Origin of the sequence: Aeromonas sp. S15(2024), assembly GCF_041402265.1 — a bacterium.
GTDB lineage: Bacteria > Pseudomonadota > Gammaproteobacteria > Enterobacterales > Aeromonadaceae > Aeromonas > Aeromonas dhakensis.
This window is the reverse complement of the sequence record NZ_JBGLQY010000009.1, coordinates 132,496-148,733: the sequence shown is the minus strand read 5'-3', so window position 1 is coordinate 148,733 and position 16,238 is coordinate 132,496. Positions and strand designations below refer to the sequence as shown.

Sequence of the window (16,238 nt, the reverse complement as noted above, 5' to 3'; positions counted from 1 at the left end):
CCATGTTTGAATTGACTATTACCCCGGGCGAGCTGGATCTCGCCACCCTGCGCCGCGTCAGCCGCGAGCCGGTACACGTTTCGCTGGATCCGGCCGCCCTGGCGGGGATCCACGCCTCCGCCGCCGTGGTCACCAAGGTGATCGAGCAAAACCGGGTGGTGTATGGCATCAACACCGGCTTCGGCCTGCTGGCCAACACCCGCATTCCGGTGGAACAGCTGGACGAGCTGCAGCGCTCCATCGTGCTCTCCCATGCCGCCGGTATCGGCGAGTACATGGATGACGCCACCGTGCGGCTGATGATGGTGCTCAAACTCAACTCCCTGGCCCGTGGTTTCTCCGGCATCCGGCTGGTGGTGCTGGAGGCCCTGATGCGCCTCATCAACGCCGAGGTGTATCCGGTGGTGCCGAAGAAGGGCTCCGTCGGCGCCTCCGGCGACCTGGCGCCGCTGGCCCACATGAGCTGCCTGCTGATCGGTGAAGGCAAGGCGCGCCACAAGGGCGAGCTGATCGACGCCTCCACGGCCCTCAAGATTGCAGGCCTGGAGTCCATCGCGCTGGCACCGAAAGAGGGACTGGCCCTGCTCAACGGCACCCAGGCGAGCACCGCCTTTGCGCTGGAAGGGCTGTTCCACGCCGAGGATCTCTACGCCGGCGCCATCACCATAGGGGCCATGAGCGTGGAGGCAGCCCTCGGCAGCCGCCGTCCGTTCGATGCCCGCATCCACGCGGTGCGCGGCCAGCGCGGCCAGATCGACGCGGCTGCCTGCTACCGCCACCTGCTGGTGGATGGCAGCGAGATCGGCATGTCCCACCACAACTGCGAGAAGGTGCAGGATCCTTACTCATTGCGCTGCCAGCCCCAGGTGATGGGTGCCTGCCTGACCCAGATCCGTCAGGCCGCCGAGGTGCTGGTGTGCGAGGCCAACGCGGTTTCCGACAACCCGCTGGTGTTTGCCGAGGATGAGGACATTCTCTCTGGCGGCAACTTCCACGCAGAACCCGTGGCCTTCGCCGCCGACAACCTGGCGCTGGCCATCGCCGAGATAGGCTCGCTCTCAGAGCGTCGCATGGCGCTGCTGATCGACTCGCGGATGTCAGGTCTGCCGGCCTTCCTGGTCAACAACGGCGGCGTGAACTCGGGCTTCATGATCGCCCAGGTCACCTCGGCGGCGCTCGCCTCCGAAAACAAGACCCTGGCCCACCCGGCCTCGGTGGACAGCCTGCCCACCTCCGCCAACCAGGAGGATCATGTCTCCATGGCCACCTTCGCCGGTCGCCGGCTGGCGGACATGGCCGAGAACACCCGCGGCATCCTGGCGGTGGAACTGCTGGCGGCAGCGCAAGGGTTGGATTTCCGCGCACCGCTGCGTTCCACCGAGCTGGTGGAGCTGGCCAAGGGCCGCCTGCGCGAAGAAGTCAGCTTCTACGACAAGGACAGGTACTTCGCGCCGGACATCGAGGCAGCCGCCGCCCTGCTGGGCCGTGCCAGCTATAACGACCTGATCCCGGCCGGCGTGCTGCCGAGCCTCTAAGCGGCCACCCAGCCCATGACAAAAGACCGCCCATCGGGCGGTCTTTTCGTTGCTGGGGTTGCTGATCCAGCGGTTATTCGTGCTCGAACATCAGGAACAGGTAGACCACGAACAACACCAGGTGGGTAGCCCCGTGCAGCGCATTGGTGCGGCCGCTGCTGAAGGTCACCTTGCACACCATGAGGGTGGTGATAAGCAGCACCATGTCGGCGGCGGAGAGGCCCAGACGCACCTCCTGCCCCAGCATGGCGCCGATGAACAGCACGGCGGGCACTGTGAGGGCGATGGTGGCCAGCACAGAGCCGAAGTAGAGGTTCATGGCCCGCTGCAGCTGGTTGTTGAAGGCCGCCTTGATGGCGCCGACCGCCTCGGGGGCCAGCACGATACAGGCGACGATGAAGCCCCCCAGCGCCGGCGGCGCCGCCAGCACCTTGACCCCGTGGTTGATGGGAATGGCGAGGGTCTTGGCCAGCAGGATCACCACCACCAGATAGGCGAGCAGCAACAGGGTGTGGTAGACGTTGCTCTGCAGCGGGCCGTGGTGCTCTTCGTAATCCTCGTGATCGCTGTCGATGAAGAAGTGGCTGTGACTGCGGGTCTGGATCAGCAGGAAGACGCCGTAGAGCAGCACAGAGATGATGATCAGCATCCAAGACATGGCGCTCGACATGCTGCCGATGTTGCCCCCCTCGGTGAAATTGGGCAGTACCAGGCAGAGCAGCGCCAGCGGAATGATGGCCACCAGATAGGATTTGACCCCGTCCAGATTGAAGCTCTGGGTGTGGTAGCGCCAGCCGCCAAACAGCAGGGTGAAGCCCACCAGGCCGTTGGTCACCAGCATCACCACCGCAAACATGGTGTCGCGGGCCATCACCGGATTGGGTTCGCCGGTCAGCATGACCGAGGAGATCATCACCACCTCCAGCGAGATGACCGACAGGGTCAGGATCAGGGTGCCGAAGGGTTCGCCCAGCTTGATGGCGAGGGCATCGGAGTGGCGCACCACCGAGAAGATTGCCCAGGTGACGATGGCAAGCAGCACAGCCGACACCGGAAGATAGATCCCGAGCGGAGTTGTCTCTGTCAGCAGGTCGCTACCTAGCGTCTTGAAGAAGAGCAGGGTGAGCAGGCCGACGGGCAGGGCAATCTCTTGCCGGATAAATGACTTCATAGGCAGTGGTTCTCATCTCGGGGCGGCGTGAGCCGACGGGTATGGAGCAGGATGGCACGTCACCGCAGTGACGGCCCTGCCAATGATAAAGGCTGTTGTCCGCGCAAGGAAAAAACATTTTGTTGCAAGATATGAGGGGGGCCGCATCCTCACCCGCTGCCAGCACAGAGTGGTGCTCGCCTGTGCGGTCGAGAGGGCAGAGGCTGGCTCAGCGCTCGCCCCCGTGGTTCTGGTACCAGGACAGCAGCCAGATCTTCAGCTTGGTCAGGGCCATGGGCGGGGCATAGACGTAACCCTGGATCAGGTGCACGCCGTGCTGGTCCAGATATTCCACCTGATCCTGGCGTTCGACCCCCTCGGCGATCATTTCCATGCCCGACTCGCGGCCAAAGGCGATGGTGGCATCCAGCACGCTGCGTTTGAGATCGTCTGTGCCTATGGTGTCGACGAACATCTTGTCGATCTTGATCTGGCGGATGCCGAGTCGCTGCAGGTAGGCGAAGCCGCCGTAACCGGTGCCGAAGTCATCCAGCTTGAAGTGGTAGCCCCGCTGCTGCAGGGCGCCGATCTCGGCGCTCGCCGTTTCGATGTCGGTGATGGGCTTGCGCTCGGTCAGCTCGAAGGTGAGCTGGGCGGGAGAGGGCCAGCCGTGCTGCAGCAGCAGGTTGCGCAGGTGCGGTTGCTCCAGATGGGAGGCCACTATGTTGACGCTGACCCACTGGCCGGGGATGAGCTTGGGCAGGTCGGCGATGACCTTTTCCAACAGCTGGCTGGTCATGGGCAGGATCAGCTCCTGCTCTTCTGCATAGTCGATGAAGGCCCCTGGCGGGATCAGGCCGCCGCCTCGCTGCCAGCGCAGCAGCGCCTCGAACCCCACCACCTGCTGGCTGCGGCTGTCTACCACGGGTTGGTAGAAGGGGACGAACTCCCGCCGCGCCAGCCCGGCCTGCAACAATCCCTTGAGAGAGCGCCGGTAGTTGCGCAGCCCCCAGTAGGCAGCGACCAGCAGGGCCCCGATGGCGGCGCCGCACCAGAGCCCGTAGTAGCGGGCCTGCTGCAAGGCGTACTGCTCGAGCGCCCGGCCCGCCCACAGGGTCTGCCGGATCTGCTCGTGGGGATCGAGAAAACTGAGGCTGAGGCTTTGACTGCCCGCCTCCTCCTTGATGGCGCTGTCGCCGCGGGGGAAGGTCGGGCTGGAGCCCCCCGGTTGCAGCTGGCTGAATTCGAGGTAGAAGCAGTTGGCGCAGGGATATTGCAGCAGGGCGTGGCTCCAGCTGTTGCTCAGCACCCAGTAGACTATGTTGCCGCCGCTGCGGTAGTAGGCGACTATCTCCTGTTCGGTGTTGAAGCGGGCCTGGGTGGCCGCGATCCCGAAAGCATCCTGATTGGGGTAGGGGGGCAGCTCGGCCAGGGTGAAGGGCAGATCCATCCCCAGGCTGGAACAGCCGCCACCGGAGGCGAGCAGCAGCCCCTGAATGCGGATGTGTTCGTTGTAAAAACGGGGGGCCCGCAGCAATGCCATGTCCTGCTCGCCGCAGTCAAAATGGAACTGCACCAGCTGGTTGCGGATGCTCTCGTCCAGTACCTGATGGCGCTCCACCAGGGCGGCATTGATCTCCTCTTTCTTCTTCTGCAGCAGCTGGTGGGCCAGGGTGCCGCCGAGCAGCTGGCTGAGGGGCAGACTGGCCAGCAGCGGCAGGCAGAACAGCAACAGAGTGAGCCAGAGTGGGGAGATGGTTCGCAAGGGGCACCTGCCTGATGGGCGAATAGGATGCATATGAGTGGCATCATCATAGTGCATTAGCTGCATCGATTTGAGCGGAGGCGATCACACTTGTGTCGTAGATTTATAATCTGCTGATAAATAATGGTTTTATAAAATCGGCTGCTGAAGATTCAATCGCTGACCTGTCATAAATGACAATTGTCCAGCTTATCTGAAGTGGCTAGAGTAGCCGTGCGGTTTGACTCACCGTGTGTTCAATACTCCTGTATCTGTTTTTTTGTCAGTAGCACAGAGTGTTAGTTTTGATATGAGTGTTTCTTTTGGTCCCCTCTGCGGGACCATTTTTCTGCCTGTCATTCGGCCATGGCCCTGAGCCCAGCCTCCCTTTCTCTTCCTTGATCCTCCTTTTTTGGCCGCCACCCTGTCCGGGGCTTGGTGTTCTCGCACCTGTTTGGGTATGCTCGCCCGCTTAATTCCAGAAGCGGGATCTTCGTCCATAGGCGCGCTTCAAGGTTGGCTGATACGATGAAGCCACATGGAAGTTGTCGGGCATACGGAAAGGTACATGAAACTGACCACCCAGCTTGTCTCGTTTATTACCCTGTGCGTCATCGCGGCCATGGCCATGGTGCTGCTTGGCGGGGTGTTCAGCTTTCGCGAGCTGGGCATGGAGCTGCAGCAGAAGAAGGTCAACTCCCTGGTGGAGATCATCGACAAGCAGCTGGAGATCGCCGACGATCATCAGGATCTCACCCGCTGGCTGCCGACCCTGCTGCGCTCGGCCCACGTGGTTGAGCTGGAGATCCGCCAGAACAAGCAGCGGATCTACTGGTTTCGCGACGTGCAGCAGCCGACCGACGAGAGCCTGCTGATCCCCTATCACCAGGCCATTCCCCATCAACCCGACATGCAGGCCGACTTCAAGCTGGAGCGGCCGTTCAAGGAGTTCGAGTACTCCATCAAGGCCATGTCCGGCATCTCCCTCGGCATCTTCATCGTGGTGTTCGGTCTCTGGTACTCCATCCGCTGGCTGCGTTTGCAACTGCGCGGGGCCGAGCTGCTGGCGGAGCGGGCCCAGCTGATCCTGGACGGCAAACTGACCAAGCTGGCCCACGATCCGGCCGACGAGTGGCCGCAGTCAGCCAGCCAGGCCCTCGACTATCTGCTGGCCGAGCTGGCGGATGCCCGCAAGGAGCGCAGCCGCTTCGACAACTTCATCCGCAGCAACGCCTTCGTCGACAAGCTGACCGGCATTGGCAACCGGCTGTTCTTCGACAACCGGCTGGAGAGCGCCATCATGGAGGCGAGCGTGATGAGTGGCGGCGTGCTGCTGATCGAGCTGGCCGGGCTGGAGGAGCTGGATCCCGAGCTGAACGGCCGCCAGAGTCAGGATCTGCTGATGGAGGCGAGCGCCTCCATTGCCGCCTTCGTGCGCAAGCACAGCGGTGCCCTGCAGGCGCGCTATGCCGGCCAGGTGTTTGCGGTGCTGCTGCCCAACATGTCGGAGAGCGAGATGGTGGATGCCGCCGGCCAGCTGCACAAGAGTCTGCAGCGGCTGCACTGGCCCGAGGCGGTCAATGCCGACACCGCCGTCTATCTGGGGGCGGTCTGCTATCAGGCCGAGGACTCCCTGCTCAAGGTGCAGGAGGAGGCGGAGCTGGCGCTCAAGAGCGCGCAGCTGCAGGGCCACACCGGCTGGTTCCTCTACGAGAAGCAGCTGGACGAGGAGCAGAGCAGCAAGGGTACGGTGCGCTGGCGCACCCTGATCGGCCGGCGCATCGAGGAGCACGGCATCGACTTCTACGTGCAGCCGGTGCAGCAGGAGCGGGATCAGGTGGTGCTGCAGCAGGATCTGCTGATCCGGATCCACGACGAGCAGGGGCGGGAGCTGCAGGCCGGCGTCTTCATGCCGATGGCGGAGAAGGCGGGGCTGCTGCTGCCGCTGGATCGGCTGGTGGCACAGCAGACTCTCACCCTGTTGCGTCAGCGCTCCGAGCAGAGCTGTCCCATCAGCCTGACTCTCTGTGCCCAGAGCCTGCTGCACCGGGAGTTCCAGCGCTGGCTGTTCTTCGATCTGTTCCAGCTGCCGCGCAGCACCAATGAGCGGTTGATCCTGCAACTCTCCGAGGCCCAGGTGACCCGCCACTACGAGGCGCTCAAGCGGCCGCTGCGGGCGCTGCGCATGCTGGGCTGCCAGCTGGCCATCGATCATGCCGGCCAGGACGTGGTGAGCACCCAGTACATCAAGGAGTTCGAGATCAACTTCCTCAAGCTGCACCCCAGCCTGGTGCGCGAGATCCACACCCGCCAGGTCAACCAGATGGCGGTGCGCAGCCTGGTGGGGGGCTGTGCCAATACCCGCACCCGGGTCATCGCCGTGGGGGTGGAGAGCGGCGACGAGTGGAAGATGCTGCGCCACCTCGGGGTGCACGCCGGGCAGGGCCCCTGGTTCGCCGAGCCACAGCGGCTGGTGCTGGAACCGGCCGGCGCCTGATGGAGACAAGAGAGGGTCGCCCGGGCGACCCTCTCTTTTTTTGTGGTCAAGAGCGGTGGTTCAACGCCTGCACCGCGCCCGGCAGCCCGTCACAGGCGCCCCTGCTCTCTCAGTCCCGCCAGCCCCTGCATGCCGCCGGTGTGGATGAAGACGATCTTGCTGCCGCGCGGGATGCGACCGGCCGCCAGTTCGCGAAACAGCCCCCACATCGCCTTGCCGCTGTAGATGGGCTCAAGTGGCAGACCGGTCTCGGCGCTGAAGGCCTGCACCCACTGCCAGAGCGCCGGAGTGAATTTGGCATAGCCGCCGTCGTGGTGATCCAGCGCGATCCGCCAGCCGGGCGTGTCGGCGGCGGCCGGGTGGAGGCGGCGCACCTCGTCGGCGATGAAGCTCCCCCCCTTGAGCACGGCGATGGCGAGGATCTGTTCCGGATCCCGCTTGCCGGCGATGAGCCCGGCCAGGGTGCCGCCGCTGGCACAAGGCAATACCCAGAGATCCGGCGAGAAGGGCACCTCGTCGACCAGCTCGGCCACTCCGGGGATGGCCAGCGGGCTGCTGCCCCCCTCCGGCACTATCAGGGTCTCTTCATCCTGGAATTGGTCCAGCCAGGCGGGATCCTGCCGTCGCCGGTAGCTCTGGCGGTCGACAAAAATGAGATCCATGCCCCAGCCTTTCGCCGCGCTCAGGGTGGCGTTGCTGACGGCCTCCGGTTCCCCGCGTATGATGCCGGTAGTACGCAGGCCAGATTGGCACCCGGCCGCCGCCAGGGCATGGATATGATTGGAGTAGGCGCCGCCAAACGAGAGCAGATGGCGCTTGCCTTGCTCCTCGGCATACCGCAGGTGGTACTTGAGCTTGCGCCACTTGTTGCCCGAGATGGCGGGGTGGATCAGATCGTCCCGTTTGCACCAGAGCTGGACATCATGGGCGTTCAACAGCGGGTGCGAGACAGCGTGCAGCGGCGAGGGCAGCAGGGCCGGTTGCAACGGCAACGACAAGCCAGATTGGGGCTGGGGTGGCAATGAGTAATCCGTCATTTATCTGGAGGCTAATGCTCTGTTTATGCTAAGGTTTAATCCATTTTGGGCGGCCAGGTGCGGGTTTCAATGAAACAACTTTTCAGACGTTCGGCCCCGGGCGGACAGGTGGGACTCCTGCTGGCCGGCGATCGGATCATGCTGGCTTCGCTCGGCAACCCACCCATCTTCGCCACCCGCGCCATCAACGGCCCGCAAGAGTGGTCCCAGGCCATGGGCGAGCTGTTCAGCCGCCACGGCCTCGCCAAGTCTAAGGTGCGAGTCGCCCTCGCGGCCAGCCTTTATCAACAGGTCCAGATCGACAAGCCGGCGGTGCCCGATGCCGAAATGGCCGGTGCCCTGCCTTGGGCGGTCAAGGATTACGTCAACGAGCCCGTGCTGCAGCTCGCCATGGATTATGTGGACCTGCCCACCCCGCCCGCCGGCCGGCCGCGCATCAACGTGATCTGCGTGCCCAAGGCCCGGGTGCAGCAGCTGGCGGATGCGGTCAATCAGGTGGCGACCCTGGAGGCCATCGTCAGCGATGAACTGGCGATGACCGCCCTCTACGAGCCGGATCAGACGGTACGCATGCTGCTGTGGCAGCCGAAGGGGCAGGACCTGCAGTTGTTGGTGTTCCATCAGGGGGGGCTCTGCTTCTCCCGTCAGCTGCGTGGTTTCACGGCCCTCGCCGGCGAGCACGAGCCGGACGCCATGCTGCTCGACTCGCTGGCGCTGGAGATCCAGCGCTCCCTCGATTACCTGGCGGGCCAGCTCAAGCTGCCGGAACTCGGCCAGATGCAGCTCGCCATCGCCTCGCCCTTCATCGGCACCCTGGTGCGCCACATGGAGCAGACCTTCGGCTTTGCCGTCTCCGCCATGGCCAACAAGGCGATCCTGTCTGGAGTCGAATATCTCTCGGCCTATGCTGCCGCCCTGGGAGGTGAGCAATGAGCGCGCTTGCCATGTCGGCTGCCATGGCCAACAAGGTGATCCTTGCCGGCGTGGAATATCTCTCGGCCTATGCAGCGGCTCTGGGGGAGGATGCCTGATGAAGCGTCAGATCAACCTCTATGGCGCCGAGTTTCGGCCCAGACGGCAGTGGGCCAGCCTCAACCAGATGGCGCTGGTGTGGGGCGCTTGCGTGCTGGTGCTGCTGTGCGCCGCCGCCGTCATCGGCTGGCAGCAGCACGGGGTCGAGCGCGAGCTGGCCCAGCTGCGGGCTGAACTGGAGGTCAAACGCGGCGAGGCGCAGCGGCTGGATGCCGAGCTGGCCCGCCACCAGGCCGATGGCCTGCTGCAGCAACAGCTTGTCACCAGGCAGGAGGAGCTGACCGCCAAGCAGGGCCTGATCAGGCAACTGGGCAGCCTGGCGCTGCAAAAATCCAGGGGCTATGCCGGGCTGATGGCCGATCTCTCCCGCATCCGGGATCCGCAGCTCTCCTTGCAGCGGATCGAGATCGCCGACGGGCGTGTCAACCTGTCCGGTTTCGCCGGCCGCAGCCAGGACGTGCCGGCCTGGGTCAACCGTTTCAAGCAGACCCCCAGTCTGGCGGGCAAGCAGTTTGGTGAATTGACCTTGAGCCGTGACAAGGAGGGTCGGCTGGCCTTCCAGCTCAGCGGCATCGAACGGGAGAAGCCCTGATGAGCCTGAAAGCGCAGTGGCAGGCCTGGGCGGACAAGCTGGGCGCCCTCAGCCAGCGTGAGCGGGTGCTGATCATGCTGACCGGTGTGGTGCTGGTCGGTGCCATCGCTACCTATGGCTGGCTGGATGCCGCCGTCGTGCGGCTGGAGCAGGATCGGCTGGCGCTGAGCTCTGCCCAGCGGGATCTGGAGATCATGGATCTCGAGAACCAGGGCAAGCAGGCCAGGCTGGCGCGGGATCCGGATCAAAACGTGCGCACCCAGCTGGCTGGCGTGGATGAGGAGATCGGCAAGCTGGATGCGGCGCTCAAGGCCCAGACGGTGGATCTGATCCAGGCCCACGAGATGCCGGAGGTGCTGGAGGCGCTGCTGTCGCGCTCCGCCAATCTGCACATGGTGGCGCTCACTTCGCTGGCGCCCGAGCCGCTGATGGCGGGCGAGCAGCGCATCAACCTGTTCAAGCACGGCATCCGCCTCAAGCTGGAGGGTGGCTATTTCGACGTCTACCAGTACCTCAAGGCGCTGGAGGCGCTGCCGCGCCACTTCTACTGGAAGCAGTTTGACTATCAGGTGCAGGAGCACCCCAGGGCCGTGGTGGAGATGGAGATCTACACCCTCAGCACCAGCAAGGAGTTCATTCGTGGCTAGATGGTTTCCCCTGTGGGCGTGTCTGTTCACCCTGCTGGCCCAGGCACAGACCGAGGTGTTGCAGGATCCCACCGCTCCCTTGAGCGGCGTCACCAGTGGCGCCAGTGCGACCGGTTCCCGCGAGGCCGGTCTACCCAGGCTGCAGAGCATCATGCTGGGCAACGGCCCGGCGCTGGCGGTGCTCAACGGCAGCAGCTATCGGGTCGGCCAGCAGGTCGAGGGCTATCGCGTGGTGGCCATCAGTGCAGATGCCGTGGTGCTGGAGAAGGGGGGCAAGCGCCAGTCGCTGACCCTGTTTGCCAGCAAGATCCGCATCTGAACGCGCTCCGTCCGGGATGGGCGGGGCCAGGTTTGTCGAGTTTAATTGCAAGTCAGGGCGCACTAATTACATGAAAAAACATCATCTCTGCCTGATTTCCGTGGCCGTGCTGACGGCAGGCTGTACCAGCTACCGCCACCCAGAACCCGTGCAGGCCAAGGACGCGCTTCGGCATGCCATGACCGAGCAGAGCAAGGCCGGCGCATTGACCAGTGTACCCAAGTCGGTACAGAGCGAACTGCTGCAACTGAACCGCCCGCCCCAGGCCATCAGCATGCCGGAGCCCAGGCTGCGCATCGCCGCGCACGACGTGGATGCGGTGGAATTTTTCGGCTCTCTGTTCAAGGGCTCCCGCTACAGCGTGGCGGTGCACCCCGGGGTGGCCGGCCAGATCTCGGTCGAGCTCAAGGACGTGACCCTGACCGAGGTGCTGGCGGTGGTGGGTGACATGTACGGCTTCGATGTGCAGCGCAAGGGCAACGTGTTTCACGTCTACCCGGCCGGGTTGCGTACCGAGACCATTCCGGTCAACTACCTGATGATGTCCCGGCGCGGCCTCTCCCGCACCTCGGTCAGCACCGGCGGGGTGGCCTCTAACGACAGCAACAGCAGCAATAACAACAACTTCGATAACGCCAACGGCAGTACCAACAACAACACCAGCAACCGCTCCTCCAATGGCGGCTCGGGCAGTGACGGCAACGGCACCCGCATCGAGACCGACACCAACAGCGACTACTGGACCGATCTGCGCGATACCCTGCAGACCCTGGTCGGCAGCGGTGACGGTCGCGCCGTCATTACCAGCCCGCAGGCGGGTCTGGTCACCGTCCGGGCCTATCCGAAGGAGCTCAAGGCGGTGCGCGAGTTCCTCAACCAGTCCGAGAGCCACCTCAAGCGCCAGGTGGTGCTTGAGGCGCGGATCCTGGAGGTGGCCCTCAGCGAAGGCTACGAGCAGGGGGTGGACTGGAGCGGATTGACGGCCAGCTGGGATGGCAACAAGGGTATTCCGACGGTGGCTCAGCCCATCCTGACTGCTCCGGGCAGCGACCCTGCGTACAAGCTGTTGAACGGTGCCGGTTCGCTGGGAACCAGCCTGGTGGGCGCAACAAACCCGATTTTCAAGGCAATTGGTGGCGGTGCCGGTTTTACCATCACGGATGGCAACTTCAACGTGGCGGTCAACCTGCTCAAGACCCAGGGGGATGTGAATACCCTCTCCAGCCCGCGGGTGACGGCGACCAACAACCAGAAGGCGGTGATCAAGGTGGGGACCGACGAGTATTTCGTCACCAACGCCTCCACCACGACCACCACCTCAGGGACATCGGCACCGATAGTCACGCCCAATGTAGAGCTGACCCCCTTCTTCTCCGGCATCGCGCTGGATGTGACGCCGCAGATCGACGAAGAGGGCAAGGTGCTGCTGCATATCCACCCCTCCGTCATCGACACCGAAGAGCAGAAGAAAACCATCGATGTCGGCACGGCGGATCCCTTGGTCCTGCCGCTGGCCAGGAGCTCGATCCGCGAGTCCGATACCGTGGTGCAGGCCAACAACGGCGACATCATCGTCATCGGTGGCCTGATGAAGACCGACAAGCAGGAGATCGTCAGCAAGGTGCCGCTGCTGGGGGACATTCCCTGGGTCGGCGAGGCCTTCACCAATCGGCGCGAAAGCACCAAGAAGGTGGAGCTGGTGATCCTGCTCAAACCGACCGTGGTGGAGAAGGACACCTGGCAGAACGAACTGCAGCGCTCCTCCGAACTGCTCGACAAATGGTATCCCCCCAAGGGGTGATGGCATGAACGCGTATCAGGCTCTGTCCCCTGGTCTGGTGCTGACGGGTGGTCTGTTGCAGACCGCCCGGCCCTGGCGTGGGAGCTGACGACATGTACCTGAACCACTTCGGGCTGCAGGAGGCCCCCTTCGGCCTCACCCCCAACACCGGTTTCTATTACGGGCTGCCCCCGCACGAGGAGGCGATGCAGGTGCTCAACTGGGCGCTGGCACAGGGGGAGGGCTTCATCAAGGTGACCGGCGAGGTCGGCACCGGCAAGACCCTGCTCTGCCGCAAGCTGCTGAGCGAACTGGGCTCGGAGGAGCGGCCGGTGCGTCTGGCCTGGCTGCCCAATCCCCATCTCAGCCCGGCCGAGTTGCGCATCGCCCTGGCGCTGGAGCTGGGGTTGCCGGTGCGGGATCAGAGCGAGCTGGATCTGACCGATCGCATCCATCGCCACCTCATCAGTCTGCATCGGCAGGGGAGCCGGGTGGTGGTGCTGATCGACGAGGCGCAGGCGCTGCCGGACGAGACGCTGGAGGCGATCCGGCTGTTCGGCAACCTGGAGACCGAATCGAGCAAGCTGCTGCAGATAGTGCTGTTTGGCCAGCCCGAGCTGGACGCCAGGCTGGCCAAGCCCCATCTGCGCCAGCTGCGCCAGCGGATCGGCTTCTCCTACTGCCTGCGGCCGCTGCGTTTCGATGAAACCCGGGCTTATCTGGAGCACAGATTGCACATCTCCGGTTATCGCGGGGCCCCGCTGTTTGGCGGGGCGGCCCTGCGCCAGCTGTGGCGCGCCTCGCGCGGCATCCCGCGGCTCATCAACATACTGGCGCAGAAGTGCCTGATGCTGGCCTACGGTCAGGGGGCGCGCCAGATCGACGGCCGGCTGGTGCGACTGGCCGTGCGCGATACCGATGACGCTCGCCGCTTCGTGTCGCGGCGCTGGTGGCCGCTGCTGTTGCTGCTGGGCTGCGCCCTCGCCTATGGAGTCTGGCAATGAGCGTGATCAATCAGATGCTCAAGGATCTGGAACAGCGTCAGCAGGGGGGCGAGGGGGCCGTCTATGTGCCTCCCGTCCGCCAGCAGGGCTGGTGGATGTTGCTGCTGACCCTGATCTGCGGGCTGGCCCTCGGCATTCTGGGCTGGCGTACCTGGATCTACTGGCAGCAGAGCCAGCGGGTCGCTGAAGTTCGTCAGTTGCAGGCGGCTGGCGAGCCCACACCGGACGCCGTTGCCCACGCCGTGCCCGCCCTTGTGCCGGCCAGTGCAGAACAGGAGCCGGTGGATCAGGTGGTGGCGCTGCCGACCCCGCGCCAGCTTGCCCCATCGCCGGCCGCCGAACCGAGACAGGCGCCGGCTGCGCAGGAAGAGGCTGTCGCCGACGAGGCAGACGTAGCGGCCGTCGATGAGGAGGGGCCGAGCGACGAGGAGCTGCAACCCGACCTCTATGCCGAACTGGCGGCGGAGCAGGAGGCCCCTGCGGCCGCGCCGCGCAAGCCCGGCATCCTCAAGATAGAGACGGTCAACCTCTCCGAGGCCGAGCTGGCCACCCTGGCCGAGCGCAAGGCCACCACCGCCATGGCCAAGGGGCAGCTGCGCGATGCCCAGGACAACTACTATCAGGTGCTGGCCCACGACCCGCACAATCAGGGGGCGCGCGAACAGCTGGCGGGTCTGCTCTACGGCGAGGGGCGGCTGAGCGAGGCGAGCCAGTTGCTGGAGGAGGGGCTCAGGCTCGATCCGGGGCAGGCGGATTTTCGGCTGCTGCTGGCGCGGCTCGCCATCAGTGGCGGTGATCAGCGCAAGGCGCTGGATTGGCTGACCGGCTACCGGCCCGATCTCGCCAGCAATCTGGACTATTACGCCACCTGGGCCGGGCTCAGCCAGGAGCTGGGCCAGCACACCGAGGCGGCGGATCTCTACGTGAAATTGTTGCGCCAGCAGCCGGATCAGGGCCGCTGGTGGCTCGGGCTCGGCGTGGCCGAAGATGGCCAGGGCCACAGCCAGCGGGCGCTGGACGCCTATCGCAATGCCCAGTTGCACGGCAACCTGGGCGAGGCCTCGACCAGCTGGCTTGAACAGCGTATTGCCCAGCTCGCCCCCTGACGGGCGGCCGGGATCACTTTTTTGGAGTTTGCATGGCACAACCCAGACTGAAAATGCGCCTCGGCGACCTGCTGGTACAAGAGCAGATCATCTCGGATGATCAGCTGCAGCTTGCCCTGCAGCAGCAGCGTCAGACCGGCCGCAAGCTGGGCACCACCCTGATCGATCTCGGCTTCATCAGTGAGGTGCAGCTGCTGCAGTTCCTCGCTCGCCAGCTGGACGTGCCCTTCTTCGATCTCAACAACCTCACCATAGATGCGTCGGCAGTGCCGCTGCTGCCGGAAGTGCAGGCGCGCCGCTACCGGGCGCTGGCGGTCAACCTCACCGACAACAGGGTGACGGTGGCCATGTCGGATCCGGCGGACCTGAGCGCCCTTGACGCCATCGCCGCCCTGCTCAGTCCCCGCGAGATGGTGCTGGCGGTGGCCCGGGAAGGGCAGCTGCTGGAGTATTTCGACCGCCTCTATCGCCGCACCCGCGAAATAGAGAGCTTCGCCGAGCAGCTGCACGAGGAGTATCAGGACGCCGGCTTCGAGCTCGGCTCCAGCAACCTGGGGGCCGGTGACGAGGGGGAGGCGACGGTGGCCAAGCTGCTGCGCTCCCTGTTCGAGGATGCGGTGCAGGTGGGGGCCTCCGACATTCACATCGAGCCGGACGAGAAGGTGCTGCGCATTCGCCAGCGTATCGACGGCGTGCTGCACGAGAACATATTGAGCGAGGTGCGCATCGCCCAGGCGCTGGTGCTGCGCCTCAAGCTGGTGGCCGGCCTCGACATATCCGAGAAGCGGTTGCCGCAGGATGGCCGCTTCAACATGAAGGTACGCGGCCGCGACGTGGATGTGCGGATGTCGACCATGCCGGTGCAGTACGGCGAGTCCGTGGTGATGCGGCTGCTGGACCAATCCTCCGGCATCCTGTCGCTGACCGAGACCGGCATGCCGCCGGAGATTCTGACCCGCTTCCGGCGCCAGCTCAAGCGGCCCCACGGCATGATCCTGGTGACGGGCCCCACCGGCAGCGGCAAGACCACCACCCTCTACGGCGCCCTCTCCGAGCTCAACCAGGCCAGCCAGAAGATCATCACGGTGGAAGATCCGGTGGAATACCGGCTGCCGAGGGTCAATCAGGTGCAGGTCAATCCCAAGATCGGGCTCACCTTCTCCCACGTGCTGCGCTCCACCCTGCGCCAGGATCCGGACATATTGCTGGTGGGCGAGATGCGGGACAACGAAACCGTGGAGATCGGCCTACGCGGCGCCATCACCGGCCACCTGGTGCTGACCACGTTGCACACCAACGACGCCGTCACCAGCGCCCTGCGCCTCATCGACATGGGGGCGCCCGGCTATCTGGTGGCGAGCGCGCTACGGGCGGTGGTGGCTCAGCGGCTGGTGCGGCGGGTGTGCGAGCACTGCGTGGAGGAGAAGGCGCCGGACGAGGGCCAGGCCACCTGGCTGACCGTGCTCTCCGGCGAAACGCCGGGCCAGCACGTCTACCACAAGGGGCGCGGCTGCCAGAGCTGCAACTTCACCGGCTATGCCGGCCGGATCGGGGTGTATGAGTTGCTGGAGTTGGATCAGCCCATGATGGATGCCCTGCGCCGCAACGACGCCGAAGGGTTTGCCAGGGCGGCGCGGGAGCACGAGCACTACCGACCCCTGGCCCTGACGGCGCTCGATTATGCCCGCCAAGGGATCACCTCGGTGGACGAGGTGCTGAGACTGGCCGAGGATCTGGGGTAAGTGATGACCAACTTCATCGGCAGTGAACGGGGCCGGCTGGCGCGAGGCACACC

At 64.7% G+C, this 16,238-nt stretch carries 13 protein-coding genes; 10 read left to right on the top strand and 3 right to left on the bottom strand.

What is annotated here, in order from left to right:
* Positions 1–2 precede the first annotated feature (2 nt).
* Positions 3–1,535 (top strand): histidine ammonia-lyase, encoded by a 1,533-nt coding sequence (gene hutH / locus ACB033_RS17440; RefSeq protein WP_139726150.1) that lies wholly within the window; start codon positions 3–5, stop codon positions 1,533–1,535.
* A gap of 73 nt (positions 1,536–1,608) precedes the next feature.
* Here hutH and ACB033_RS17435 read toward each other — a convergent pair whose 3' ends face one another.
* Both ACB033_RS17435 and ACB033_RS17430 read right to left on the bottom strand, forming a co-directional pair.
* On the bottom strand, positions 1,609–2,706 hold the full coding sequence (locus ACB033_RS17435) for a calcium:proton antiporter (RefSeq protein ID WP_005308064.1): 1,098 nt from the start codon (positions 2,704–2,706) through the stop codon (positions 1,609–1,611).
* A gap of 208 nt (positions 2,707–2,914) precedes the next feature.
* Entirely contained in the window at positions 2,915–4,450 is a 1,536-nt protein-coding gene (locus ACB033_RS17430; RefSeq protein WP_162519954.1) for an EAL domain-containing protein, read from the bottom strand.
* 547 nt (positions 4,451–4,997) lie between these two features.
* Between ACB033_RS17430 and ACB033_RS17425 the strand changes: the two genes are divergently transcribed.
* Positions 4,998–6,926, top strand: a complete 1,929-nt coding sequence (locus ACB033_RS17425; RefSeq protein WP_005308066.1) for an RNase E specificity factor CsrD — start codon at positions 4,998–5,000, stop codon at positions 6,924–6,926.
* A gap of 89 nt (positions 6,927–7,015) precedes the next feature.
* Here the strand turns inward: ACB033_RS17425 and ACB033_RS17420 are convergent, their stop codons facing one another.
* On the bottom strand, positions 7,016–7,963 hold the full coding sequence (locus tag ACB033_RS17420; RefSeq protein ID WP_026141112.1) for a 1-aminocyclopropane-1-carboxylate deaminase/D-cysteine desulfhydrase: 948 nt from the start codon (positions 7,961–7,963) through the stop codon (positions 7,016–7,018).
* Between the two features lie 69 nt (positions 7,964–8,032).
* Here ACB033_RS17420 and mshI point away from each other — a divergent pair, with 69 nt between their 5' ends.
* The 8 genes from mshI (at position 8,033) to mshE (ending at position 16,185) form a co-directional block, all read left to right on the top strand.
* Complete coding sequence (gene mshI, locus ACB033_RS17415; protein WP_010635383.1) at positions 8,033–8,896, top strand: MSHA fimbrial biogenesis protein MshI; 864 nt, start codon at positions 8,033–8,035, stop codon at positions 8,894–8,896.
* 97 nt (positions 8,897–8,993) lie between these two features.
* Complete coding sequence (locus tag ACB033_RS17410) at positions 8,994–9,587, top strand: PilN domain-containing protein (RefSeq protein WP_017785708.1); 594 nt, start codon at positions 8,994–8,996, stop codon at positions 9,585–9,587.
* Positions 9,587–10,234 (top strand): MSHA biogenesis protein MshJ, encoded by a 648-nt coding sequence (locus ACB033_RS17405; RefSeq protein ID WP_371140665.1) that lies wholly within the window; start codon positions 9,587–9,589, stop codon positions 10,232–10,234. Before ACB033_RS17410 ends, ACB033_RS17405 begins: the two co-directional genes overlap by 1 nt.
* Entirely contained in the window at positions 10,227–10,553 is a 327-nt protein-coding gene (locus ACB033_RS17400) for an MSHA biogenesis protein MshK (protein WP_005308073.1), read from the top strand. The genes ACB033_RS17405 and ACB033_RS17400 overlap by 8 nt, the downstream gene beginning before the upstream one ends.
* Before the next feature lie 70 nt (positions 10,554–10,623).
* On the top strand, positions 10,624–12,354 hold the full coding sequence (gene mshL, locus ACB033_RS17395) for a pilus (MSHA type) biogenesis protein MshL (RefSeq protein WP_017785706.1): 1,731 nt from the start codon (positions 10,624–10,626) through the stop codon (positions 12,352–12,354).
* Between the two features lie 92 nt (positions 12,355–12,446).
* Entirely contained in the window at positions 12,447–13,337 is an 891-nt protein-coding gene (mshM, locus tag ACB033_RS17390) for an MSHA fimbrial biogenesis protein MshM (RefSeq protein WP_371140664.1), read from the top strand.
* Complete coding sequence (locus ACB033_RS17385; RefSeq protein WP_371140663.1) at positions 13,334–14,443, top strand: tetratricopeptide repeat protein; 1,110 nt, start codon at positions 13,334–13,336, stop codon at positions 14,441–14,443. Before mshM ends, ACB033_RS17385 begins: the two co-directional genes overlap by 4 nt.
* A 32-nt stretch (positions 14,444–14,475) precedes the next feature.
* A complete protein-coding gene (mshE, locus tag ACB033_RS17380) occupies positions 14,476–16,185 on the top strand; it encodes an MSHA fimbrial ATPase MshE (RefSeq protein ID WP_371140662.1) in 1,710 nt (569 codons plus the stop codon).
* Positions 16,186–16,238: the final 53 nt, after the last annotated feature.

What these genes read in the sequence shown, in the direction of transcription:
- hutH (WP_139726150.1), top strand. Translation starts at nt 3, where the DNA reads ATGTTTGAATTGACTATTACCCCGGGCGAGCTGGATCTCGCCACCCTG.
- ACB033_RS17435 (WP_005308064.1), bottom strand. Translation starts at nt 2,706, where the DNA reads ATGAAGTCATTTATCCGGCAAGAGATTGCCCTGCCCGTCGGCCTGCTC.
- ACB033_RS17425 (WP_005308066.1), top strand. Translation starts at nt 4,998, where the DNA reads ATGAAACTGACCACCCAGCTTGTCTCGTTTATTACCCTGTGCGTCATC.
- ACB033_RS17420 (WP_026141112.1), bottom strand. Translation starts at nt 7,963, where the DNA reads ATGACGGATTACTCATTGCCACCCCAGCCCCAATCTGGCTTGTCGTTG.
- mshI (WP_010635383.1), top strand. Translation starts at nt 8,033, where the DNA reads ATGAAACAACTTTTCAGACGTTCGGCCCCGGGCGGACAGGTGGGACTC.
- ACB033_RS17410 (WP_017785708.1), top strand. Translation starts at nt 8,994, where the DNA reads ATGAAGCGTCAGATCAACCTCTATGGCGCCGAGTTTCGGCCCAGACGG.
- ACB033_RS17405 (WP_371140665.1), top strand. Translation starts at nt 9,587, where the DNA reads ATGAGCCTGAAAGCGCAGTGGCAGGCCTGGGCGGACAAGCTGGGCGCC.
- mshL (WP_017785706.1), top strand. Translation starts at nt 10,624, where the DNA reads ATGAAAAAACATCATCTCTGCCTGATTTCCGTGGCCGTGCTGACGGCA.
- mshM (WP_371140664.1), top strand. Translation starts at nt 12,447, where the DNA reads ATGTACCTGAACCACTTCGGGCTGCAGGAGGCCCCCTTCGGCCTCACC.
- ACB033_RS17385 (WP_371140663.1), top strand. Translation starts at nt 13,334, where the DNA reads ATGAGCGTGATCAATCAGATGCTCAAGGATCTGGAACAGCGTCAGCAG.
- mshE (WP_371140662.1), top strand. Translation starts at nt 14,476, where the DNA reads ATGGCACAACCCAGACTGAAAATGCGCCTCGGCGACCTGCTGGTACAA.